General features: G+C 72.0%; 14 protein-coding genes. 8 read left to right on the top strand and 6 right to left on the bottom strand.

Features of this window, described 5'->3' with window-relative positions; translation table 11 throughout:
• Positions 1 to 26 precede the first annotated feature (26 nt).
• Positions 27 to 1,541, bottom strand: coding sequence for a helix-turn-helix domain-containing protein (locus OG241_RS25880; RefSeq protein ID WP_405818345.1), 1,515 nt, complete (start codon positions 1,539 to 1,541; stop codon positions 27 to 29).
• Between the two features lie 194 nt (positions 1,542 to 1,735).
• Between OG241_RS25880 and OG241_RS25875 the strand changes: the two genes are divergently transcribed.
• Together OG241_RS25875 and OG241_RS25870 are read left to right on the top strand one after the other, a co-directional pair.
• Complete coding sequence (locus OG241_RS25875; protein WP_405818343.1) at positions 1,736 to 4,645, top strand: ATP-binding protein; 2,910 nt, start codon at positions 1,736 to 1,738, stop codon at positions 4,643 to 4,645.
• A gap of 42 nt (positions 4,646 to 4,687) precedes the next feature.
• Positions 4,688 to 6,490 (top strand): prolyl oligopeptidase family serine peptidase, encoded by a 1,803-nt coding sequence (locus OG241_RS25870; RefSeq protein ID WP_405818341.1) that lies wholly within the window; start codon positions 4,688 to 4,690, stop codon positions 6,488 to 6,490.
• Positions 6,491 to 6,642: 152 nt separating this feature from the next.
• On the opposite strand, the gene OG241_RS25865 is transcribed toward OG241_RS25870, so the two are convergent.
• Together OG241_RS25865 and OG241_RS25860 are read right to left on the bottom strand one after the other, a co-directional pair.
• A complete protein-coding gene (locus OG241_RS25865; RefSeq protein ID WP_405818340.1) occupies positions 6,643 to 8,592 on the bottom strand; it encodes a potassium channel family protein in 1,950 nt (649 codons plus the stop codon).
• 158 nt (positions 8,593 to 8,750) lie between these two features.
• The gene (locus OG241_RS25860; protein WP_405818338.1) at positions 8,751 to 9,872 is read right to left on the bottom strand and encodes a cobalt-precorrin-5B (C(1))-methyltransferase; all 1,122 of its coding nucleotides are present in this window, start codon (positions 9,870 to 9,872) and stop codon (positions 8,751 to 8,753) included.
• Between the two features lie 35 nt (positions 9,873 to 9,907).
• Between OG241_RS25860 and OG241_RS25855 the strand changes: the two genes are divergently transcribed.
• Positions 9,908 to 10,657, top strand: coding sequence for a cobalt-precorrin-6A reductase (locus tag OG241_RS25855; protein WP_405818337.1), 750 nt, complete (start codon positions 9,908 to 9,910; stop codon positions 10,655 to 10,657).
• A 53-nt stretch (positions 10,658 to 10,710) separates the two neighbouring features.
• Positions 10,711 to 11,829: a HoxN/HupN/NixA family nickel/cobalt transporter gene (locus OG241_RS25850; protein ID WP_405818335.1), complete on the top strand. Its 1,119-nt coding sequence runs from the start codon at positions 10,711 to 10,713 to the stop codon at positions 11,827 to 11,829.
• 33 nt (positions 11,830 to 11,862) lie between these two features.
• Here OG241_RS25850 and OG241_RS25845 read toward each other — a convergent pair whose 3' ends face one another.
• Positions 11,863 to 12,504 carry a precorrin-8X methylmutase gene (locus OG241_RS25845; RefSeq protein ID WP_405818334.1) on the bottom strand — a complete coding sequence of 214 codons (642 nt, stop codon included), beginning with the start codon at positions 12,502 to 12,504 and terminating at the stop codon, positions 11,863 to 11,865.
• A gap of 131 nt (positions 12,505 to 12,635) precedes the next feature.
• Here OG241_RS25845 and OG241_RS25840 point away from each other — a divergent pair, with 131 nt between their 5' ends.
• From OG241_RS25840 to OG241_RS25830, 3 genes are all read left to right on the top strand, one after another.
• Positions 12,636 to 13,967 (top strand): amidohydrolase family protein, encoded by a 1,332-nt coding sequence (locus OG241_RS25840; RefSeq protein ID WP_405818332.1) that lies wholly within the window; start codon positions 12,636 to 12,638, stop codon positions 13,965 to 13,967.
• 119 nt (positions 13,968 to 14,086) lie between these two features.
• On the top strand, positions 14,087 to 15,520 hold the full coding sequence (locus OG241_RS25835; protein ID WP_405818330.1) for an RICIN domain-containing protein: 1,434 nt from the start codon (positions 14,087 to 14,089) through the stop codon (positions 15,518 to 15,520).
• 301 nt (positions 15,521 to 15,821) lie between these two features.
• Entirely contained in the window at positions 15,822 to 16,682 is an 861-nt protein-coding gene (locus tag OG241_RS25830; RefSeq protein WP_405818328.1) for a GNAT family N-acetyltransferase, read from the top strand.
• A 39-nt stretch (positions 16,683 to 16,721) separates the two neighbouring features.
• Here the strand turns inward: OG241_RS25830 and OG241_RS25825 are convergent, their stop codons facing one another.
• The gene (locus OG241_RS25825) at positions 16,722 to 20,807 is read right to left on the bottom strand and encodes a WD40 repeat domain-containing protein (protein ID WP_405818326.1); all 4,086 of its coding nucleotides are present in this window, start codon (positions 20,805 to 20,807) and stop codon (positions 16,722 to 16,724) included.
• 422 nt (positions 20,808 to 21,229) lie between these two features.
• Between OG241_RS25825 and OG241_RS25820 the strand changes: the two genes are divergently transcribed.
• Positions 21,230 to 21,934: a response regulator transcription factor gene (locus OG241_RS25820; protein WP_405818324.1), complete on the top strand. Its 705-nt coding sequence runs from the start codon at positions 21,230 to 21,232 to the stop codon at positions 21,932 to 21,934.
• A 118-nt stretch (positions 21,935 to 22,052) separates the two neighbouring features.
• On the opposite strand, the gene OG241_RS25815 is transcribed toward OG241_RS25820, so the two are convergent.
• Positions 22,053 to 23,702, bottom strand: a complete 1,650-nt coding sequence (locus tag OG241_RS25815) for a sensor histidine kinase (RefSeq protein WP_405818322.1) — start codon at positions 23,700 to 23,702, stop codon at positions 22,053 to 22,055.
• Between the last annotated feature and the right edge of the window lie 105 nt (positions 23,703 to 23,807).

Genomic DNA, 23,807 nt, shown 5'->3' with positions numbered 1-23,807 from the left:
CCTTCTGCCGCGTCCACGCGTTGTGGTCACGCGGCGGGGCGGTGCCCCTGAGCGTGGCGGGAAGCGGTGAGGAACTCGCGTTCCAGACCGGTCAGCTCGTCGGGTTCCTGATCGCGGAGGAAAAGGCTTTCCGCGATGGCGAGGCGCTTGCCGCGATAGAGGTCGCACTCGTCGTGGCCGAGCTCCTGCCAGGCTCCCGCCGCCTCGGTCAGATACCGGTGGTGCAGCAGGCGCTCGCGGTCCTCCTCCAGCCACCGACGCAGCCTGGGAGACTCGCTGATCACGGCGTCGTGGGTGAGCTCGGCGGAGTTCTCGCCGAGTGTGACGAGCCGGGCGCCGACCAGCGTGTTCAGCACCGGCCGCGTCTCCCGGTCCTCGAACGCGCGCAGCTCGGACGGCCGCACCGGCCGGCGCACGTAGGAGCGGTTCTCGTCGGGGGCGACAAAACGGCGCAGCACCCTGCGCGCGGTGAGCCGCTGCCGGGCGCACAGCCGGTCGAACACTTCCTCCGCGGTGGTGGCGAGGGCGCCCCGCACCCCGCCCGTCTCCTCGTAGTCGGCCAGGGTGAGCACCCGGCCGCGTCGGCGGCACCAGACGCGCAGTAACGCGTTCGAGAGCATGGGCAGCATGGTGGGCTGCCCGAGGAAGTCGTCGATCAGCCGGGCCGTGAGATCACGTTCCACGGCGAGCCCGGCCGCCGCCGCCGGGCGGACGATCGCCTCGCGCAGCTCGGCCGACGTCATCCCCGGCATCCGCACGGTGCAGTCGGTCAGTGCGTCGAGCCAGGGTGTCCGACGCGGGCACCACCACAGGAAGTCCGGCCTGAGGTTGAGGACCACCCTCAGCCGCGATTCCGGTCGCCGCGCGGCCACCAGCAGCTCGACGAACCGCAGCCGCTCGTCCAGGTCCGGCACCGGCGTGCCCAGCTCGTGGGACTCGTCGACGACGATCCAGCGTTCCGGGTCGTCGTCGCCGGGCGACAGCAGCTGCTCGTACGTGGTCGCCGGCCGTGGTCCCGGCGTGATCAGGTGGACGGTGACCGGGTGTCCGGCGCACCGCGCGGCATCTCGCAGGACCGGCAGCAGGCCGGCGCGCAGCAGCGAGGACTTCCCGCTGCCCGACGGTCCGGACAGCGCGGCGAACCGCTTCGTGCGTATGAGGTCGAGCAGGCTGTCCACCACACGGTCGCGCCCGAAGAACAGGTGTCGCTGCTCACTCTCGAACCGCTCCAGCCCCCGGTAGGGCGACAGGGCGACATCGTCGTCCCGGAACGCGGCCGACTCCTCGGCGGCCCGCGACCACCGTTGCTGCCATTCGTCCGGATTCCCGCCGCAGGCCCGGGCGAAGGCCACGGCCACGGCCAGGGACGGTAGCCGGTCGCCCGCGGCGGCCTGGGCCAGCGCGGTGGGGGAGTAGTGGGCACGGCACGCCATCGAACGGTAGGTGGGGCTGCCGGCGTCGGCCCGCAGCGCACGCAGTTCGCTCGCGAAGCGCTGAACGGGACCTTCGCCGGGATCCAGCGGTTTCTCGGGACGACCCATCTTTCCTTCCCTGCCTGGGCACGCGCCCTGCACGGGGATGCGCCTCGGCCGGGACGCACGTTGCCCGGGGGCGCATGTCCGACGCTGCCGGTACCGGTGGGCCGGAACAATGGGGGCCGCTTAGAGTGGGTATGTACGGCCACCAAGATGGGTAGTGGCGCACGGCAGCAGTGTCCGCGGAGGACGGTGACGGGGTGGCCGGGACGGCTGACCAGTATGGTGCTGCGGGCTTCGGACGGGGTTTCGCGTTCGTCGGACGCCGCCACGAACTCGATCGGCTGCTCAACGCCGTTCGGCGGCCACCAGCTGTGGTGATGGTGGAGGGCGACGCCGGCATGGGGAAGTCCCGGCTGGTGAAGGAGGCCACCACGATCCTGCGGTCGGAGGGCTGGCGGGTGGTCACCGGTTTCTGCCACCCGCTGCGCGAGCCCCTGCCCTACGGGCCGGTGGTGGACGCGCTCGGCAAGGTCGGTCCGTGGCTGCCGGACACCGGTCTTCCGCCCACGGCCGGCGCGCTGGCTCCGCTGCTGCCGGACCTGGCCGACCGCCTGCCACCGGCACCGCCCGAACCGGGTGACCCGCGTGCGGCACGCCACCAGCTGATCCGGGCCGTCCGCACGGTGCTCGCCTCGATCGGGCGGGTGGTGATGGTGGTCGAAGACCTCCACTGGGTCGACGACACGACCCGCGAGCTGCTTCTGCTGCTCGCCCGGGACCTGCCCGAGCACTTCGCGCTGGTGGTGACCTACCGGGCCGAGGACCTGCCGCCCGGGACCCCCGTCCTGGGCGCGGCCTACCGGCCTCCGCCCGGTGCGGACGGCACCGTGATCCGGCTGTCGCCGCTCACCGGGACGGACATCGCCGACCTGGCCGGAATCGCGCTCGGCGCACAGGCCACGCCCGAGCTGTGCGCGGTGCTCCACCGCCGCAGCGAGGGCCTGCCGCTGGTCGCCGAGGAAGACCTGCTCACGCTCCGGGACCAGGCCCGCCGCGACGTCGGGGAGCTGGAGCGGGCCGAGGTGCCCAGCGGTCTGCGGGAAGCGGTCACCGAGCGTCTGACATCGCTGTCACAGGCCGGGGCGGCGGTGGTGGACGCGGCGGCCGTCCTGGCGGTGCCCGCCACCGAGGCGCTGCTCGCCGAGGTCGCGGGACTGGACGGCGACACGGCCGCCGAAGCGCTGACCGAGGCGCTGCGGGCGGCGGTGCTGCGCGAGACCGTCACCAGCCGGTACGCCTTCCGCCACGTGCTGGCCCAGCAGGTCGCCTACCGGCAGATCCTCGGGCCGCGCCGGGTCCGCCTGCACCGGCGTGCCATCGACGAACTCCAGACGCACGACCCCCTGCCGCTGGTGCAGATCGCGCACCACACGCTCGCCGTCGGCGACCGGCAGGGCTGGCTCGACCGCACCGAGCAGGCCGCCGAGCAGGCCGTCGCGCTGGGCGACACCGGCACCGCGGGCACGCTCCTGCAACAGATCCTGGCCCAGTCCGGGGCGGACACCGAGCGACGTTCCCGGGCCGCGCTCGCGCTCGCCCGGATCGTCAACTTCGGCATCGACTACGCGGCGACCGTCCGCGAGCTGCGCGCCGTACTGGCCGATCCGCGGCTGCCTGCGACCACCCGGGGTGAGATCCGCATGGAACTCGGTCTGACCATGCTCAACATCGACCGCGACCCGGCCGGCTTCCGCGAGCTCGAACACGCCGTCGACGAGCTGGCCACCCTCCCGCGCAAGGCGGTGAAGGCGATGATCGCGCTGGCCCTGCACGACCTCGACGGCGCCGCCACGCAGGGGTGGAAATGGCTCGGCCGGGCCGAGCAGGCCGTGGCGGACGGTACCGACGAGGCGAGCCGGATGGTGGTCAGGAACGTCCGACTGCTGTTGATGGCCAGGGACGGTGATCCCGCCGTCTGGCCCTTGGTGGACCGGCTGCCGCGGCGCGGCGCTGACGGCGTGGTGCTGAGACAGGCCATTTTCGCCCTGTACAACCTCACCCTCGCGGCCATCCAGCTCGGCCACGACCGGCGGGCCCGCGCCCTGCTGCTCGAGGTGAGAGACCTGGCCGACGGCGTGGACGGTCGGCCGTTCGAGTGCCTCGTCCGCTCCCAGGAGCTGCGCGTCGACCATTTGGTCTGCCGCTGGGCCGGCCTGGACGGCGAGTACGCCGCCCTGGAACGCGCTCACCCCGATATGAGACAGGTCGAGGTCGACCGACTGCTTTACCAGGGACACCGGGCCCTCGCCCAGGGCCGGCACTCCCGGGCCCTCGACCACTTCATCGCCGCCGCGGAGCACGGAGGCACCTCGGCGGACAGCACCATGGGGATCGCCGCCGCCCTCACGGCTGTCCGGCTCGCCCAGCACGACCCGCGGGCGGCCTGGGCGGCCGCCGAACCGGCGTTGTCGACGTTGCGTGGACTCGGTTCCTGGACACGGACCTTCGGCCTGCTTCCCGTCGCGGTCGAGGCCGCGTTGGCCTGCGGGCACCGCGGGGCGGCCGAACGTCTCGTGGCGGACGCCGAGTCGGGTGTCCGCGACCGGGATGCGCCGGCTTCCCTGGCCGAACTGGAACTGGCCCAGGGGTTGCTGCTGCTCCGCGCCACCGGACCGACGGCGACCACCGAGCGGGTGAAAGCCGCCGAGCACTTCGCCGAGGCGCAGCGGAGGTGGCAGGAGATCGGCCGCCCCTACGAAGTGGCCAAGGCCGCCGAACACCGTGGCGAGGCCCTGACGTGCGCCGAACCGGAGGACGCGGCCGGACACCTGGCCGAGGCCCTGGGCGCCTACACCGACCTGGGCGCGACCGGTGACGCCGCGCGCTGCCGGCACCGCCTGCGTGAACTCGGCGTGGCGGCGGAGGGGCGCCGTGGCCGTCGCGGCTACGGGAGCGAGCTGTCGCCCCGGGAACTGGAGGTCGCCGAGCTGCTGTCCGGCGGCGCCACCAACCAGGACATCGCCGAGACCCTGTTCCTGTCCCCGCGCACAGTCGAGAAACACGTGGCCCGGGTGCTGACCAAGCTGGGCGCGTCGAGGAAGGACGTCCACACCGCCCTGCCGGACTCCGGCGGCGACCGATCCGGCGGGACACCGCTTCAGCGTTAGATCGTGCGCCGCGGCAGACCGCCGATCGGGTTACATAGAGACATGAGTGACGCAGAAGCCATGCCCGACTGGGAGAAGCGGTTCCGAGCCCCGCGTGTCTCCCTCCCCGACTGGGCGGAAGACGCCCCTGACCGTTCGCTGTTCGTGTCCAACGCGACCGGCACGTACGAGATCTACGCCTGGGACCGGGCGACCGGTCACCAGAGGCAGGTCACCAACAGGCCGAACGGCACGACGGACGGTGTGCTGTCGCCCGACGGCGAGTGGATCTGGTGGTTCGACGACAAGGACGGCGACGAGTTCGGCGTATGGCGTCGGCAGCCGTTCGCGGGCGGGGCGGACGGGGCCGAGGACGAGTTCGCGACTCCCGGTCTGGAGGCCTCCTACCCGGCGGGACTGGCGCTGGGCCGGGACGGGCGTACGGCGGTCGTGGGGCGCTCGACGGACGAGGAGGGTACGACGATCCACCTCGCGGTGGCCGACGAGCCCCCGGTGGTGATCTACCGGCACCGCGAGTCGGCGGGCGTCGGCGACCTCTCGCACGACGGTTCGCTGATCGCGATCGAGCACACCGAGCACGGCGACGCGATGCATTCGGCGCTGCGCGTCCTGCGCCCGGACGGTACGACGGTCGCCGAGCTCGACGACACCAAGGGCGGCGCGCAGGAGCTGGGCCTGGACGTGCTGGGCTTCGCTCCGGTGGAGGGCGACACCCGGCTGCTCGTCGGGCATCAGCGGCGCGGGCGCTGGGAGCCCCTCGTCTGGGACGTGGTGAGCGGGGAGGAGACGGACCTCGGCCTCGACCTGCCGGGCGATGTGAGCGCGGAGTGGTATCCGGACGGCTCGGGCCTCCTGATCGCCCACGGCTTCGAGGCGCGCAGCGAGCTGTTCCGCTACGACCTGGACTCGCGCGAGCTGGTGAAGGTGCCCACGCCCGCCGGTTCGGTCTCCGGGGCGACGGCCCGGCCCGACGGCAGCGTGGAGTACCTGTGGTCGTCGTCGGAGCAGCCGTCGTCGGTGCGCTCGACGACCGGAGCGGTGGTCCTGGACCCGCCGGGGCTGAAGTCCCCGGGTTCGGTGCCGGTGGAGGACGTGTGGGTGGAGGGGCCGGGGGGCCGTATCCACGCCCTGGTGCAGAAGCCGGCGGGGGCGGAGGGCCCGTTCCCGACGGTCTTCGACATCCACGGCGGGCCCACCTGGCACGACAGCGACTCGTTCGCGGCGGGCCCGGCGGCCTGGGTCGACCACGGGTACGCGGTGGTGCGGGTCAACTACCGGGGCTCCACCGGGTACGGGCGTGAGTGGACCGACGCCCTCAAGCACCGGGTTGGTCTGATCGAGCTGGAGGACATCGCGGCGGTACGGGAATGGGCGGTGGACTCGGGTCTCGCGGACCCTGACCGGCTGATCCTCTCCGGCGGTTCCTGGGGCGGATACCTCACGCTGCTGGGCCTCGGTGTCCAGCCCGACGCGTGGGCACTGGGCCTCGCGGCGGTGCCGGTCGCGGACTACGTCACGGCGTACCACGACGAGATGGAAGCCCTGAAGGCGATGGACCGCACACTGCTGGGCGGCACCCCGGAAGAGGTCCCGGAACGCTTCGAGGCGTCGTCGCCGTTGACGTACGTCGACGCGGTGAAGGCACCGGTGTACATCTCGGCCGGCGTGAACGACCCGCGCTGCCCGATCCGTCAGATCGACAACTACGTGAAGCGCCTGGAGACGAGGGGCGCGGTCCACGAGGTGTACCGCTACGACGCGGGACACGGCTCACTGGTGGTGGACGAGCGAATCAAGCAGGTCCGGCTTGAACTGGAGTTCGTGGAGCGGCACTTGGGCGCGTGATCCCGGCTTCGCCGGTGACTTTTCAGCGCCGGGTCGGGCATTTCCAGCCCGTCCGGCGCTTGAGGACGAGGCCCCTTCAGGGCCGATGGGGGGTCTGGGGGCGCAGCCCCCAGGAACGGGATGGGACGGGTAGGGGCGGCGGGGGCGAAAACCTACACCCCCGCCCGCTCCCCCCGCCGCCGACCCAACAGCTCCGCCAACCCCCGCCGGGTGGCGGCCAGCACCACCCGGTCCTCCGCCCGCAGCACATACGTCACCGGCAGATCCCACACCAGCCCCGAGGGCCGTACGTCCTCGCCCGCGCCCTCCGAGGGCGTACGCCCGCCCGGGCCGACCCCCGTGTCCAGCGCCAGCACCCGCCACGCCCCCGCCCGAAACGCCTCCCCGACCGTCCGCCCCTCCAGCTGCGCATGCCCGCCCACCCGCATCGCCGCGAACAGCAGCACCTTCCGCTCGACGGGAATCGTGCCCAGGATCTGCGTCTGACGCCCCATCATCGCCCCGGCGAAGGCGGGCGCCGACAGGTGCGACACGCTCCGGCTGCGGGTGGTGGCGCCGGGGTGCGCCGCCCGCAGGGTGCGGTACACGGCGGTGGCGAAGTCGTCGTCGTACAGGCGCAGGACGACGCGCAGGTCGGGCCGTACGGAACGCGCGTACAGGACCGCCTCCAGGTTCGTCGTGTCGGCGCTGGTGAGGGCGAGGAGGGCCTGCGCGCGGTTGATCTTCGCGGCCTCCAGGACGCCCTCCTGGGTGACGTCGCCCAGCACCACCGGCACCCGCAGCCGCCGTGCCGTCGCGAGCCCGCGCGCCTCGGGGTCCGCCTCGACGCACACCACCGGGATGTTCAGTTCGCGCAGCCGGGTCAGCACCCGGGTACCGATCTTGCCGAGCCCGAGCAGCACCACGTGTCCGCTCAGCCCGCGCGGCGGCCTCCGTACCGCGGATCCGCTGCGGAACGTACCGAGCGCCTCCAGGACGGCGGCCAGCAGGACCGGCAGCAGCAGCAACCCGACGAGCCCGGAGAGGAGTTGGAGGATCTGGCGGGGCATCGACGCGCCGAGCGCCGGGTCGTTGATCGCGAAGAGGTCGAGCAGGGTCAGGTACGTCGCGTGGATGGGATGGTCGCCGGTCGCGAGGGCCAGCGCGACGGCGAGGGCGATCACGGCCCCGACCATCCCGGCCAGTGAATACCGCAGCCGCCGGGAGAACAGGGAGGCGAACGGCGGCACCACGCCCCGCCCGCGCCCGCCCGACATCGACGTCCCGGAGTACGCGTACGCCACCTGCTGGAGCACGACCGTGCCGCGTCCGGTCGCCGCCGCGACCGCCGCCTCGTCGGGGAGCAGCCGGGGCCCCTGGTCGCCGCTGCCCTCGGAGCCGTCAGCGCCGGCCGGGTCGCTGCTCGTCGCGGACAGCAGGGCGAGTGTGTGCAGGCCGGGGTCGGCGACCTCGCCCGGCGCCGGTGGCAGCCGTTCCACCGCGCGCAGCAGCAGTCCGGCGGTCTGGACGACCTTGCTGGTACCGGTGATGGCGGTGGCGGCGAGCGCGGGGGCGGCGGTGTCGGCGTCGGACAGGACGGTGGTCGACGCGTCGAGATCGCCGGGCTCGGCAGTGCCGTCACCGGGGTCCGCCGACAACACCGATGCCTGGTCGAGGAGTTCCTCGATGTGCTGGCCCAACCGCCGGTTGTAGAGCCGCAGTACGAGCCGAAGTCGTGGGTTGAGGCGGCGGGCGGTGAGGGCGGCGCGGATGTTGGTCTCGTCGTCGTCGTACACGAGGGCCAGGGCCGCTGCCCGCTCCGCGCCCGCCTGGGCGAGTACGGCCTCGGTCGCCTCGACGGCCTCCAACATCCCTGCGGGCGGCCCGGGTTGACCGCTTCCGGCCGCACCGGCCGCACTGGTGGTCCCGTTGCCCGCCGCCCGGTTGACGGCCGCGGACATCCGGTCGAGCAGCGCCGACGCGGTTCCGGCGGCCCGGACGACCACCGGCGGCCGTACGTTCCGCTCCGAGGGCGGGACGACGAGCGTGACGTGTTCGCCGTAGACGTTGCGGAGTTCGTGGGCCAGGCGGTGCGCGAGCCCGTCGTCCCCGGCCACGATCATGTGCGCGGCGGGATCACCTGAACCCGGACCACCTGGACCACCTGGACCACTCGGCCCGTTCGGCCCGCTCTGACTCGGAAGGTTCCCCAGGATCGCCACGAGGGAGAAGACTGCCTCACCGGGGCGGGTGGTTGCAGGCCGGGGCCACCGACGGACCGTCAGGCCACGTCGCTGCGCCCCACCACCAGCCCCGCCCGGTCGATGCAGATCACGTCGACCGCGACGGGTGCCCCGCGCAGCACGGTCAGGGCCTCGTCGCGTGCGGCCACCGCCACCAGGTCGCCGAGCGGGACACCGGCCGCCGCGCACAACTGCAGTGCCGCGAGGCCGGTGTTGGCATCGGCGACCTCGGCGGCCAGGGTCTCGCTCGCCCCGCCGCGCCGGGCCAGTTCGGCGAGGAGGCCGAGGTCGACCTGGGAACGGGCGGAGTGCAGATCCAGGTGACCGGCGGCCAGCTTCGACAGTTTCGCGAACCCGCCGCAGATCGTGAGCCGGTCGACGGGGTGACGGCGTACGTACTTCAGTACCGCCCCCGCGAAGTCGCCCATGTCGAGCAGCGCCTGCTCGGGGAGTCCGTAGGCGGCCACGACCGTCTTCTCCGAGGTCGAGCCGGTGCATCCGGCGACATGGGTGTGTCCGGCGGCCCGGGCCACGTCCACGCCCCGCCGGATCGAGTCGATCCACGCCGAGCAGGAGTAGGGGACGACGATCCCGGTGGTGCCGAGGACGGAGAGCCCGCCGAGGATGCCGAGCCGCGGGTTCCAGGTGGAACGGGCGATCTCCTCGCCGTGGTCAATGGAGACGGTGATCCCGACATCGCCCCCGCCCCCGTGCAGGGCGGCCACCCGGGCGACGTGGTCGCGCATCAGCTGCCGGGGGACCGGGTTGATCGCCGGTTCGCCGACCGGCAGCGGCAGTCCGGGGCGGGTGACCGTGCCGACGCCCGGACCGGCCCGGAAGACGACGCCCGACCCGGCGGGCAGCCGGCGCACGGTCGCCCGGACCAGTGCGCCGTGGGTGACGTCCGGGTCGTCGCCCGCGTCCTTGACGATGCCCGCCATGGCGTACGACTCGGTCAGCTCCTCGGTGGCCAGCGCGAACGCCGGTGTCTGGCCCCTGGGCAGCGTGATCGTCACCGGGTCGGGAAAGTCGCCGGTCAGCAGGGCGGTGTACGCCGCTGTCGTGGCGGCGGTCGCACAGGCGCCGGTGGTCCAGCCGGGGCGCAGACCGGTGTGCTTGAGTTGGGCGCCGCGCCCGCCCCCGGCCTCGCTGCCACTCATCGCCGCTTGCCGCTCATGAAGGGAACCCGGTCTCCGTGCATGTACTGATCCTGGGCGGAACGGCCGAGGCCCGCTGTCTCGCCGAACTGCTGGCGGCCGAAGAGGGTGTGCTCCGGGTGACGAACTCGCTGGCCGGCCGGGTCTCCGCGCCCCGGCTGCCGCCCGGCGAGGTGCGCGTGGGCGGTTTCGGCGGGGCCGAGGGGCTCGCCGAGTGGCTGTGCGCACACCGGGTGGACGTGCTCATCGACGCCACCCATCCCTTCGCCGCCACGATCGGTTTCCACGCGGCGCGGGCCGCCGCCGAGGTCCATGTTCCCCTGCTCGCGCTCCGGCGTCCCGGCTGGGTACCGGTCGAGGGCGACGACTGGCACGGGGCCGGCTCCCTGGAGGAGGCCGCCGCGCTGCTGCCCGGGCTCGGCCGGCGCGTGTTCCTCACCACTGGGCGCCTGGGCCTGGCCGCCTTCGCGGTCGCCGCGCTGGACGAGCTGTGGTTTCTGGTCCGCTGCGTCGACGCGCCCGAGGCCCCGCACCCGGCCCGTATGGAGGTGCTGCTCGACCGGGGCCCCTTCACCCTCGACGGCGAACGCGAACTGCTGCGCCGCCACCGCGTGGACGTCCTCGTCACGAAGGACAGCGGCGGCCCGGCGACCGCGCCGAAACTGACGGCGGCGAGGGAGGCGGGGGTGCCCGTGGTCGTCGTAAGGCGTCCGGCGGTGCCGGAGGGCGTACGGGTGGTCGAGGGACCGGAGCAGGCCCTGCACTGGCTGAAGTCCCGGTACTCCTGACCGAACTCCTCGCCGAACGCCTGACCGAAACCTGTCGGGAGCTTTACTGCACATTGGTTGCAGGTAACTGTTGCTGGCAGCAGGCTGAAGCGATGAGTCGTGAGGAGTGGATCAGGGTCGGTGGCATGGCCGCCTTCATCGTGGCGCTGCATGTCATCGGCTGGGTCACGCTGGTGGCGCTCGTCGCGCCCGAGCACTACAGCGTGGGCGGGAAGGCCTTCGGTATCGGCATCGGCGTGACCGCCTACACGCTCGGTATGCGGCACGCCTTCGACGCCGACCACATCGCCGCCATCGACAACACGACCCGGAAGCTGATGGGCGAGGGGCAGCGCCCGCTGTCCGTCGGGTTCTGGTTCTCGCTCGGCCACTCCAGCGTCGTCTTCGTCCTCGCCCTCCTGCTGTCACTGGGCGTCAAGGCCCTCGCCGGCCCGGTCCAGGACGACGGGTCCGACCTGCACCACGTCACCGGCCTCATCGGTACGACCGTCTCCGGGACGTTCCTCTACCTCATCGCCGGCATCAACCTGGTCATCCTCGTCGGCATCTGGAAGGTGTTCCGGCAGATGAGGACCGGCCACTTCGACGAGGACGCCCTGGAGGAGCAGCTGGCCGGCCGGGGCTTCATGAACCGTCTCCTGGGCCGCTTCACGAAGTCGATCACCAAGTCGTGGCAGATGTATCCCCTGGGCCTGCTCTTCGGCCTCGGCTTCGACACGGCCACGGAGGTCGCGCTCCTGGTGCTGGCCGGGTCGGGCGCGGCGTCGGGGCTGCCCTGGTACGCGATCCTGTGCCTGCCCGTCCTCTTCGCGGCCGGGATGTCACTGCTCGACACGATCGACGGCCCGTTCATGAACTTCGCGTACGGCTGGGCGTTCTCCAAGCCGGTCCGCAAGGTCTACTACAACCTCACGATCACCGGACTGTCGGTCGCCGTAGCGCTCATCATCGGCACGGTCGAGCTGCTCGGCCTGCTGGCCGACCAGGCCGACCTCCACGGCCCGTTCTGGGACCGGGTGTCCGGCCTCGACCTCAACATCGTCGGCTACGTCATCGTCGGCCTGTTCTTCGGGACCTGGGCGGTGGCCCTGGTGGTGTGGAAGGTCGGCAGGATCGAGGAGAAGTGGACAGCGGGACTGGCGAAGCCGGAACTGGCGGACTCGAAGGCGTGAGCCGCTCCACCTGAGCCGCTCCACCTGAGCCGCTCACTCCGTCTCGCTCGCGATCGCGTTCACCGCCGCCGCCGCGATGGCGCTTCCGCCGCGGCGGCCCCGTACGACCAGGTGTTCCAGTCGGGACGGATGCTCGGCCAGTGCGGCCTTCGACTCGACGGCGCCGACGAAGCCCACCGGGACGCCGATCACCGCTGCCGGGCGGGGTGCGCCCTCCTCGATCAGTTCCAGCAGCCGGAAGAGCGCGGTCGGGGCGTTGCCCACGGCCACCACGGCACCCTCCAGCCGGTCGCGCCACAGCTCCAGCGCGGCGGCGCTGCGCGTGGTGCCGAGTTTCGCCGCCAGGTCGGGCACCGCCGGGTCGGTGAGCGTGCAGATGACCTCGTTGCCGGCGGGGAGCCGCCCGCGGGTGATGCCGCTGGCCACCATCGAGACGTCGCAGAGGACGGGCGCGCCCGCACGTAGTGCCTCGCGGGCGCGGATGACGACGTCCGGCGTGTAGCCGAGGTCGCCCACGAGGTCGACCATCCCGCAGGCGTGGATCATCCGTACGGCGACCTGGGCGACGTCGGCGGGCAGCCCGGCGAGGTCCGCCTCGGCGCGGATGGTGGCGAAGGACTGGCGGTAGATCGACGCGCCGTCCTTCTCGTACTCGAACACAGTGCTCTCACTCATCCGTCGACGTGCGTGCTGCGGGCCCCGGTGATTCTACGAACGCGCGGACAGCGGCCCTTCCCACCGCGTCCGGACGGTTGATTCTCTGAAAGTGAGAAGCTAATTTACGTTGACAGAGAAGGTCGGAATCGATGCGCGGAACCACTGCGGAGGTACGTATGGAACGGGACGACCTGATCCTGATCAGCGTGGACGACCACATCATCGAGCCGCCCGACATCTTCGTGAACCACCTGCCGAAGCGGTATCTGGACGACGCTCCGAAGCTGGTCCACCGCGAGGACGGCAGTGACGTGTGGCAGTTCCGCGACAGCACCATCGGCAACGCCGCGCTGAACGCGGTCGCCGGGCGCCCCAAGGAGGAGTACGGCCTCGACCCCCAGGGCATGGACGAGATCAGGCCAGGCTGTTACGACGTCCACGAGCGCGTCAAGGACATGAACGCCGGCGGCGTCCTGGCCCAGATGAACTTCCCCTCCTTCCCCGGTTTCGCGGCGCGGCTGTTCGCCACAGACGACGACGACTTCTCACTCGCGCTGGTGCGGGCGTACAACGACTGGCACATCGACGAGTGGTGCGGCGCGTATCCGGGCCGCTTCATCCCCATGGCACTGCCCGCGATCTGGTCGGCGGAGCTGTGCGCGGGCGAGATCCGCCGGGTGGCCGAAAAGGGCTGTCACTCGCTGACCTTCCCGGAGAACCCGGCCGCCCTCGGCTACCCCAGCTTCCACGACGAGTACTGGAACCCGGTGTGGCAGGCGCTGTCCGACACGAACACCGTCATGTCGGTCCACATCGGTTCCTCGGGCAGGCTCGCCATCCCGGCTGTCGACTCACCGCCGGACGTGATGATCACCCTCCAGCCGATCAACCTGGTCTCGGCCGCGGCCGACCTGCTGTGGTCGAGGGCCGTCAAGGAGTACCCGGACCTGAAGATCGCGCTGTCGGAGGGCGGCACCGGCTGGATCCCGTACTTCCTGGAGCGCGTCGACCGCACCTTCGAGATGCACGCGACGTGGACGCTCCAGGACTTCGGCGGCAAGCTGCCGTCCGAGGTGTTCCGCGACCACTTCCTGACCTGCTTCATCAGTGACGACCTGGGCGTGAAGCTCCGGCACGAGATCGGCATCGACAACATCTGCTGGGAGGGCGACTACCCGCACAGCGACTCGATGTGGCCGGACGCGCCGGAACAGATCCACGGCGTCCTGCGGAAGCACTCCGTCCCGGACGAGGACATCGTCAGGATGACCCACGAGAACGCGATGCGCTGGTACTCCTTCGATCCCTTCTCCCACATCCCGAAGGACCGGGCCACGGTCGGCGCACTGCGCGGAGCGGCCGAGGGCCACGACGTCACCATCCGCTCCCGCAGCCGTCAACTGACCGAGCCGGTGGACAAGTTGGAGGCTTTCAGGTCACGCGCCCGGGCGGCGGTGGCGGCAGCGGCGGCGGGGAGGTGAGGCGCGTACCGCCGCTGTCGGTGAGGTAGGGCGCGGCGGGGCGAGCGCTGCCCCTCCGGGCAGCCCGGCCTGCCCTGACGGCTCCTGACGGACGGCCCGCACGGCCGTAGCGTCGAACAGTGAGCCTATGGACTTCCCTCGAACCTGCTTCGACCACCGTGGATCCCGGCGGCAGCGCGACCGTGCGGCTGCGTCTGCGCAACACCGGTGACGTGGTCGACGAGTACCGCTTCGAACCTGTCGGGGCCCTCGCGCCCTGGACGACGGTGGAGCCCGCCTCGCTGCGGCTGTACCCGGGCACGACAGGGACGGTGGAACTGACCTTCGCGCCCCCGCGCACACCGGACGCGACAGCCGGCCCGAACGCGTACGCGATACGGATCACGCCGACCGAGTATCCGGAGTCGACGACCGTCCCCGAGGGGAATCTGACGATCACCCCCTTCACGGAGGTGCGCGCCGAACTCGTACCCCCGACGGTGAAGGGCCGTTTCCGGGGACGGCCGAAGCTCGCCGTCGACAACCTCGGCAACACCAAGGTGACCGCGTCACTCAGCGGGCACGACAACGGCGACCAGCTGTCGTACGACATCCACCCGGCCAACGTCCAGATCGAGCCCGGCCGTGCCGCGTTCGTGAAGGCCACGCTGAAGCCGCGGCAGATCATCTGGTTCGGGTCCAAGCAGGAGCAGCCGTACACGCTCGCGGTGAAGCGGTCGGGCGTCACGCCGCTCGCCGTCGAGGGCACCTATGTGCAGCGGAGCTTCCTGCCCGGCTGGCTGGCCGGGGCGCTCGGGATCTTCCTGGCGCTCGCGATCACCTTCGCGATGCTGTGGATCGCCTACAAACCCCGGGTCGTCAGCAGCGCCAAGGAGTGGCAGGACACCGCCGTCAGCACGTTGCCGCCCGCCCTCTCGCCGCCGCCGGTCCAGCCCTCGGCGCCCGCGGTGTCGGCGCCGCCCGTCGAGGCGGCCCCGCCGGTGGTCCAGCCGACGGCCTCGCCGCAGGCCGACGGAGGCGGCGGCGGGGGCGGCGAGAAGGCCCCGCCCGCCAAGGCGAAGGCGCCGAGCGTGCTGCCCGCGTACAACATCATGCTGCGCAACCCGACCACCAAGATGTGCGCCGATCTCCCGACGGCCGACGACACCGACTCGAAGAACCGGGTGGTGCAGTCGACGTGCGACGAGAACTCCGCCACCCAGCGGTGGAACCTGGAGGTGAGGTACCCGAAGCTGGGTCCCGGCGCCACGGCTCTCTTCCAGATGCGCAACGTCAAGGAGAAGCTGTGCATGGACCTGGGGTACTACGGGGCCCAGCCCATCAGGTCCCCGATCCTGCGGTACACCTGCGACGGCACGACCGCCGACAACCAGCTGTGGTGGCTCGCCAAGCAGGCGAGCGGCGACTACTGGATCCGCAACTACGCGAGCAACAACGCGTGCCTGGACGTCGCGGGCTACAGCACCGGCGGCAAGGGAACCAACCTCACGCTCTTCACCTGCTCCAACACCGACGACCAGGAGTGGCAGATCGTCCGGCCCGCGAGCCCATGATCCACGTGACCGTTTGAGGGCCCGGCAACGGGCCCGGTCGCGGGCATAAAAGAACCCGACCGCTGGCGACGGGGGATGCACCAGCGATCGGGCTCTGGCCAAGGGTAACAAGACTGGCTGCTCGGTGGGAGCCGACTACTCCGCAACAACGACCAGTTGTGATCGGGATCACTCTCTTTAGTGCTCACTTCAGTACAACCGTTCCCCAACTACTTCTCAGTAGTTCTCAGTACTTCTCGGTACGTCCGAGTACTCCCCCCGAGTACGCCCCTGGTGTCGAACGCGTCGGAGATCATGAACCATGCGCCCGGATGACTGGTACCTCACCGACGACGTTCACGATTTCCTCGCCCACGCCGGAGACTTCCTGCGCTCCCGGCCCGCCCTGCACACCACCGCGCTGACCACGCTGGAGAAGCTGCGGACAGGCGGAGCCGACGCGCCGGTCACCGAGGACCCCGTCTTCGGCCGGCTGGAGGAGGCGGGCCGGGTCACCGCCGCCTTCTACCGGCTCACCCCGCACAGAATCCTGAGCACCACCTCGCTCACCCCCGAGCAGGCCGACGGCCTCGCGGCCCATCTGGTCACCCTCGGTCACCGACTCCCGGGCGTCAGCGCGGAGATCGCCGCCGCCACCGCCTTCGCCGAGGCCTGGCAGCGGCACACCGGCGCGACACCGGCCTTCCGCAACCGGATCCACCTGTACCGCCTCGGCACGCTCACCCCGCCGGAGCCGATCCCGGCGGGCCGGGGACGACTCGTGGGCGCCGAGGACCACGAACACCTCATGCGGTGGTGCCGCGAGGCGGCGGAGGAGTTCGGGGAGGACGTCACCATCAACGCCGAGACCTGGCCCCGCACCCGCTTCGGCGAGAAGCGCTACACCTACTGGGAGACCCCGGACGGCACCCCCGTCTCCATGGCGGGCGTGAACCCGCTGGTCGGCGGTCAGGTCCGGGTCGACCCCGTCTACACCCCGGCCCAACTGCGCGGCCGGGGCTACGCGGGCGCCGTGACGGTCGAGGTCACCCGAGCCGCGCTCGCCGCCGGCGCCACCGACGTCGTGCTGTACACGGACCCGGCCAACCCCACCAGCAACGCCCTCTACCGGCGCATCGGTTACCGGCTGCTCACCGACTGGGGCGCGTACGACTTCGGGTAGGCGCCGGGAAGGTGCCGGGAAGGTGCCGGGCAGGCGGTCTCATCCGTCGCACGGTGGCTCGTACGGCAGTTGCGGCAGATACTCGTGCCACCTCTCCGCCGTCAGGACGCCCCGGGTCGTCGCGCAGATGTGCTCGACGGCCGTGTCGACGTCGAGGTTCCACAGCCGGACCGTGTCCGCGCCGCTCGACACCCCGACGAAGTCGCCGTGCGGGCTGAACGCCAGGAAGTTGCCCGTCTTGGCGTTGGGGCTCATCGACTGGCCGATGGGTTTCGCCCGGGCGGGATCGCCGACCTCCCAGAGCCGGACGGTGTTGTCGTTGCCGCCGCTCGCCAGGACGCCTCCGTCCGGGCTGAACGACAGTGCCTCGACTGCCTCGGTGTGCCCGGTGAGCGGGGAACCCACGCTGTGGGCGTCGGCCGGGTCGGAGACGTCCCAGAGGCGGACCGTGCCGTCGTCGCTCCCGCTGGCCAGGGTCAGGCCGTCCGGACTGAGGGCCAGTCGGTTGACGGGACCGAGGTGTCCCTTGAGCGCCTTGCCGAGCAGGGTGGTCCTGGCCGGGTCGGTGACGTTCCACAGGCGGATCGTGCCGTCCGCGCTCCCGCTGGCCAGCGTACGGCCGTCCCGGCTGAAGACGAGCGAGTTGATGTAGCCGGTGTGGCCGGTGAGCTGGGAGCCGAGCGGGCGCAGATGAGCCGGGTCGGTGGCGTCCCACAACTGGACGGTGAAGTCCTTGTACGCCGTGGCCAGCGTGCGCCCGTCCGGGCTGAACGCCACCGCGGCCGCGAACCGTGTCCTCAGTTCGACGGGGGCCGCGTAGGCGACGGGACGCTTCGGATCGCCGACGTTCCACAGTTGGACCGCGCTGTTTCCGCTCACCATCGCGAGAGTGCGGCCGTCGGGGGAGAACGCCGGCGTCCGTACCTCACCCTCCGCGGGCATGAACGGCGCGCCCAGTGCCACCGGGTGATCGGGATCGGACACGTTCCACAGGCGGACCCGTCCGTCGCGCGAGCCCGTGGCGAGCAGCCTGCCGTCGGGGCGGAACACGCCGATGCGGCCGATCATGTCCGACGTCGGCAGCGACCACAGCCGCACCTTCCGGTCGCCGCTGCCGGTGGCGAGCGTACGGCCGTCGGGGCTGAAGCCCAGCGCGTACATCTCGCCGCTGCTGCCCGCGAGGGGTTCGCCGACCTCTGACGGATACTGCGGATCGCTGACGTTCCACAGGCTCGCGGTGCCGTCCGCGCTGGCGGCGGCCAGCGTGGTGCCGTCCGGGCTGAAGGCCACCGACCAGATCGCGTCGGTGTGACCGGTCAGCGGCGCGCCGAGCTGGGCGGCGTGGGCGGGGTCGGACACGTCCCACAGCCGGATCGTGTCGTCGGCCGCGCCGCTGGCGAGGGTGTGGCCGTCGGGGCTGAAGGCCACGGAGTGCACCAGGTCCGTATGCCCGGTCAGTTTCGTGGCGTACGGCTTCGGGTCCCGCGGCTTAGACACGTCGTACAGCCGGATCGCGTTGTCGTCGCCACCCGCCGCCAGTCTCCGTCCGTCGGGGCTGAAGGCGATCGCGCGCACGGCGGCGCCCGCGCCCCTGAGGGTGCTGAGCGGGGTGGGGCGGGCCGGGTCGGCCATGTTCCACAGGCGGACCGTGGCGTCCTCGGAGGCCGAGGCGAGCGTACGGCCGTCCGGGCTGAAGGCGATCAGGTAGATCGTGCCGTCATGGCCGTTCAGGGGTGTGCCGAGGGGGCGCGGATGGGCGGGGTCGGACACGTCCCACCGGCGGATCGTGCCGTCGTCGCCCGCGCTCACGAGGGTGCGGCCGTCGTGGCTGAAGGCCGCGCTGCTCACCCAGCTCGCGTTCGCGGCAAGGGGCTTGCCGAGCGCCTTGGGACGCGCCCGGTCCGACACGTCCCACAGGCGTACGGTCCCGTCGTAGCTGGCGGTGGCCAGGAGCCGTCCGTCCGGGCTGAACGTGGTCAGGTAGATGGCGCCGGTGTGGCCGATCAGCGGGGTGGCCAGCGGTGTGTTCACGATCGAGATCAGCCGGCTGCGGGTGCTCCCGTCGTCCGGACGGAGACCGTGGGCGACCAGGCTGAGCTGAGCCGACAGCGACGGGTCGCTGGACTGGACGCGGTCCGCCTCGGCGAGCACGTTCTCGAACACCGCGTCGTCGCGCTGCTGCCGCGCCATCAGCGCCGCGCCCCCGGCCAGCAGGGCCAGCGCCACGACCGCGGCGACGGCGGCACGGCTGATCAGGACGGTACGCCGGCGCAGCTTGACCGAGGCGGCCAGGAACTGCACCGCGCCACGGGTCAGGAACGTGTCACCGGCGGACTTGGCCCAGGTGTGCGCCTGCTCCAGCCGGGAGCCCCGGTAGAGGAGGGAGGTGTCGCGCTTCGACTCCTCCCAGGACCGGCTGTCGTCCTCCAGGCGCTGGCGCAGCAGGTTGCCGCCCCGGTCCTCGTCGATCCAGTCGCGCAGTCGCGGCCAGGCGTGCAGCAGTGCCTCGTGGGTGATCTCCACGCTCTCCGAGTCGAGCGTCACCAGCCGGGCGCGCACCAGCGCTTCGAGGGACTCCTCCGTCTTGTCCGGGTCCGTCGACTCGGCGGTCAGCTGCCGTCGCGTACCGCGTCTGCGGGTGGCCTGGGTGTCCTCGCCCAGCCGCACCAGCCGGAGCAGCAGCAGCCTCGCGGCGGTACGGGCCGCCGGGTCGAGGCCGGTCCAGGCGGTCTCGGCGGTCGCCGCCACCGCGCCCTGGATACCGCCGGCCGCGCGGTAGCCGGACAGGGTCAGGCGTCCCGCCTTGCGGCGCTGCCAGGTGGCGAGCAGGGCGTGCGAGAGAAGGGGCAGGACACCCGCGTCGTGCGTGCCGCGCGGTCCGTCGGCGCTCACCTCCCGCACGATCAGCTCTGCGAGACCCGGTTCGAGCTCCAGCCCGACGGCCTTCGCCGGCCCGGTCACCGCCTCCCGCAGCTCGGCGCTGGTCAGCGGCCCGAGGACCATGTGCCGGTGCTGCAGCGCGTCGGCGAGTTCGGGATGGCGCAGGCACTGCTCGTAGAAGTCGGCGCGCACACCGAGAACGACGAGCGCGGCGGCCTCCTCACCGGCACCGGGGGGCGAGGAGGCGGCGTGCAGGAACTGGATGAAGGTGTTCCGGACCGTCTCGTCGGAGCAGAGGGTGAACGTTTCCTCGAACTGGTCGACGATAACGACGGGGCGACCGGAGGAAGGGGAGGTGAGAGAGGTGGAGGGTGAGTCGGTGGGGGTGTCGCGGTGGGACCAGGCGGTGACCGTCTCCCGTACCGCATGGGCGAATTCGGGCGTACCGGGCTCGTTCGCCGGCTGTCCGGCGGGGGCGAGGATCTCCGAGAGGGCGGGTATACGGCTGGTCAGTTCGGCGAGGGGATCACTGCCCGGGACGAGCGAGAGGATCTCGGGGGCCGGCTGTCCCGGGCCGCCCAGTGCCCCTTCCCGCAACGCGGGCACCAGCCCGGCGCTCAGCAGGGAGGACTTGCCCGCTCCGGAGGCGCCCACGAGCATGACGAGACCGCCGCCGGTGCCGTCTTCCCCGGTGCCGCTGTCCGCGCTCACGGTGGTCCCCGCCGCGCGGAGCTGGGCGACGAGGGCGTCGGTGCTGCGCTCCCGGCCGAAGAACCACCGGGTGTCCTCCAGGCGGTACGAGGCGAGGCCCCGGTAGGGGCACACCCCGCCCGGCACCGCCGGGACCTCGGTGGCGGGCGGTTCCTCCTCGTCCAGGGGGCCGGTGACCCGGTCGCCCCCGCCCACCGGGTCGGCGACGGCGCGTTCCCACAGGCGCTGCCACTGGACCATGTCGTAGAGACCGGGGGAGACGGGCACGGGCCGGGCCCGCCGGGCCTGCGGCACGAGGACGCTCAGTACGGCGGCGAGGGCGGCGAACTGGGCGGGTGCGTTCTTGGCGCGCCGCCAGTCGCTGATCCGCTGTACGGAGACCCGCACGGGGCGCCCTCGTTCGTCGACCCGCTGCAACTGGACGACGGCTTCGGCCACCCGTTTGAGGGGAGGATTACCGGCCTCCTTGTACAGCAGTGCGAGCCGCTCCGCGAAGGCCGTGCGTGCCCCTGAGTCGGAACTCAAGGTCTCCACCCCTTACCTCCCCCTGCGTGCGTCGTCCGGTTTCGTCCGGACCGGAAAACCCACTCTATACGGCTGACCTGCGGTTACGTCGTTCGCCCCGGACCGGAACCTCCTCTCCGGGGGCCGAAAATGGCAGGATCATGCCGCAACAAAGAACCAGCCGCGTGGCGTCCACCCGGACCACCAGCGCAGCGATCCCAGGGGCAGCTCGGAGGCCGGACGTTTTCGGCCACAGCTTCCGGGACTCGCCAGCCGGGGGAGTCGGTGGCACCACACGGGCCTGAGATCCGCGGAACCGGCACCGTCCGGACTCCTCCCGGGTCCCTGTCATCGTTCGGCACCGGTCCCCACGTGGGGAGGGACCGGTGCCGAACGGCGTTGTGGGCGCAGTACGGTGCTGTGACGCGCAGGACCTCGCTGGGGGAGAACCGTTGAGCGCTCGGATTCTGGTCGCCGAAGACGACGAGATGCAGTCCCGACTGATCCGGATCTACCTGGAACGGGAGGGCAACGCCGTACAGGTGGTCGGCGACGGCCGCGCGGCACTGGACCGGGCGCGCTCGACGAGCCCGGACCTCATCGTGCTGGACGTGATGCTGCCCCTGGTCGACGGGCTCGACGTGTGCCGCATCCTGCGCGGCGAGTCGGACGTACCGATTCTGCTGCTCACCGCGCGCACCACCGAGGAGGACATGCTCCTCGGCCTCGACCTGGGCGCCGACGACTACCTCACCAAGCCGTACAGCCCCCGCGAACTGACCGCGCGGGTACGTGCGCTGCTGCGCCGGTCCCGGAAGGCGGGCGCGGCGGCGCAGCCCTCGGTATTGCGGGTCGGCGACATGGAGCTGGACACCGCGCGCTTCGAGGTACGGATGGCCGGCCGGCCGGTGGTGCTGACCTCCAAGGAGTTCAACATCCTGGAGACCCTGGCCCGCGAACCCGGCCGTGTCTTCACCCGCGCCCAGATAATCGAACGCGTCTTCGGCTACGACCGGGATGTCCTGGAGCGCACGGTCGACGCCCACGTCATGAACTTACGCAGGAAACTGGAGGCCGGCAGCCAGGGAGGCCCCCGCCTCCTGGAGACTGTGTACGGCCGGGGCTACCGCTTGGCGGACGGCTCGGGAGCGCCCTGAAGGGGCGCGGGGAACGGCGCGCTCAGCCCCCCACCGGCCGGCGGTGTAGGAGCTGCCTGTCGCGAGCGGGGAGTTCGCCGTTCGGGGGTGCCGTGTAGGGGCGCGGGGAACTGCGCGCTCAGCCCCCACCGGGCCGCAGCGGAACACCTGCTTGCCCAGCGGAGCGTGGCAGCACGATCGTGAACGTCGTCCCCGCCCCCACCTCGCTCCGCACGTCGATCGTCCCCCGGTGATCCGTGACGATCTGCCGGGCGATCGACAGCCCGAGCCCACTACCCCCCGTCGCCCGCCCCCGCGAGACATCCGCCCGCCAGAAGCGGTCGAACAGGTGAGGCAGATCCTCCGCCGCTATCCCCTTGCCGGTGTCCCGAACCTCCACGACGGCCAGCTCACCCCGAGGAGCCACGGTCAGGGTGACCGACCCGCCCACCGGTGTGGCCCGCAGCGCGTTGCCGACCAGGTTGCCGACAACCTGCCGCAGCCGATCCGTGTCCGCGGTGACGTGAACGGCCGCCGGCGCATCCACCCGCAGGGCGACCCCCGCCGCCTCGGCCTGGGCGAGATGGGCCCGGCGGCCCGCCTCCAGAAGGTCGCGCAGATCGACGTCGGTGGGGTGATAGGTGAGCGCACCCGCCTCCGCGAGGGCGAGATCCTGCAGGTCGTCCACGATCCGCTGCTGCAGCAGGGCCTCCCGGTGCAGGGACTCGAGGAGTTCGGGGGTCGGCTCGACGACCCCGTCCCGCAGCGCCTCAAGGTAGCCGCGCAGATTGGCCAGCGGGGTCCGCAACTCGTGCGCGATGTCCCCGGTGAGCCGACGCTGCCGTTCCTCACCGGCCTGGATGGAGTCGGCCATACGGTTGAACGCGCCGCCGAGCTGCGCGATCTCGTCCCGCCCGGAGACGGGCACCCGGCGCCCGAGGTCGCCCTCGCCGAGCCCCTTCGCGGCGACCGTCATGGCCCGTACGGGACGCAGGACGGCCCGGCTCAGCAGCAGGGCGACGGCGACGACCGCGAGGGCGACGCCCGCCGCGACGGCCACGGTGGGCGCGGCGGCCAGGGTGGGCGCCGACTCGTTCCGCACGCCCAGGTGGACCTCCAGCCGGGGCGGGGCGGCCGGGCCGACCCGGTCGTCGAACACCCGTTGCAGACAGGCGGTGAACTGCTGCTGGGCCTCACAGGCGTTGACGGCGTCCAGATCCGCCGGGGCCAGCGGACCGGCGGTGCCCGGTGCCCGGCATCGCGCGGGCCGCTGGTCGGCGGTGTACCGGGGGAGGCCGAGGACGCCCGTCCGGACGGTCACCTCGGCTCCGGCCCGCGTGAGGCAGGCGGCGTAGGCCACTTGGGCGCGGTAGTCGGAGATGCCGACGGAGACCTGCTTCATCGAGGCCCGGTGTCCCTGGCCCGTCGGCAACTTCAGCGAGGGCCGCGCGTCCACCAGTACCGCGGGCTGCCCGCTCAGCGCGCGGGGCGTACGTCCGGCCAGGGCGTCGGAGTCGGTGAGCAGTACGTCGGACTCGGTGGCGACCCGGATGCGCTGGCCGGTGTCCCGGGCGAGCTCGGCGACCGTGGGCGAGAGCCCGTCCCAGGTGCCGTGGGCGAATCCGTACGTCCGCAGCTCACCGGTGATCCGGGCGACCTCCTGCCGCCCGGCCGTGACGGTCTCCTGGACCTGGCGGTTCGCCTGCCGCAGGGTCAGCCAGCCGGTGGCGGCGGTCGCGGCGAGGGCGACCAGCATGAGCAGGCCCAGGACCCGCAGCCGGAAACTCATCGGCATGATCCTTTCGGTGTGCAAGGGGGCGATGTCGGCCAGCGAATCCCCAGGAGTGGCGAATTCTCTCCCTGATCGCTTTCGGTCGCCTGAGTATCAGAAATG

Origin of the sequence: Streptomyces sp. NBC_01390, from assembly GCF_045040105.1 — a bacterium.
Taxonomy (GTDB): Bacteria; Actinomycetota; Actinomycetes; order Streptomycetales; family Streptomycetaceae; genus Streptomyces.
The sequence above is the reverse complement of the archived record's forward strand: the minus strand, read 5'-3'. Positions and strand labels throughout refer to the sequence as shown.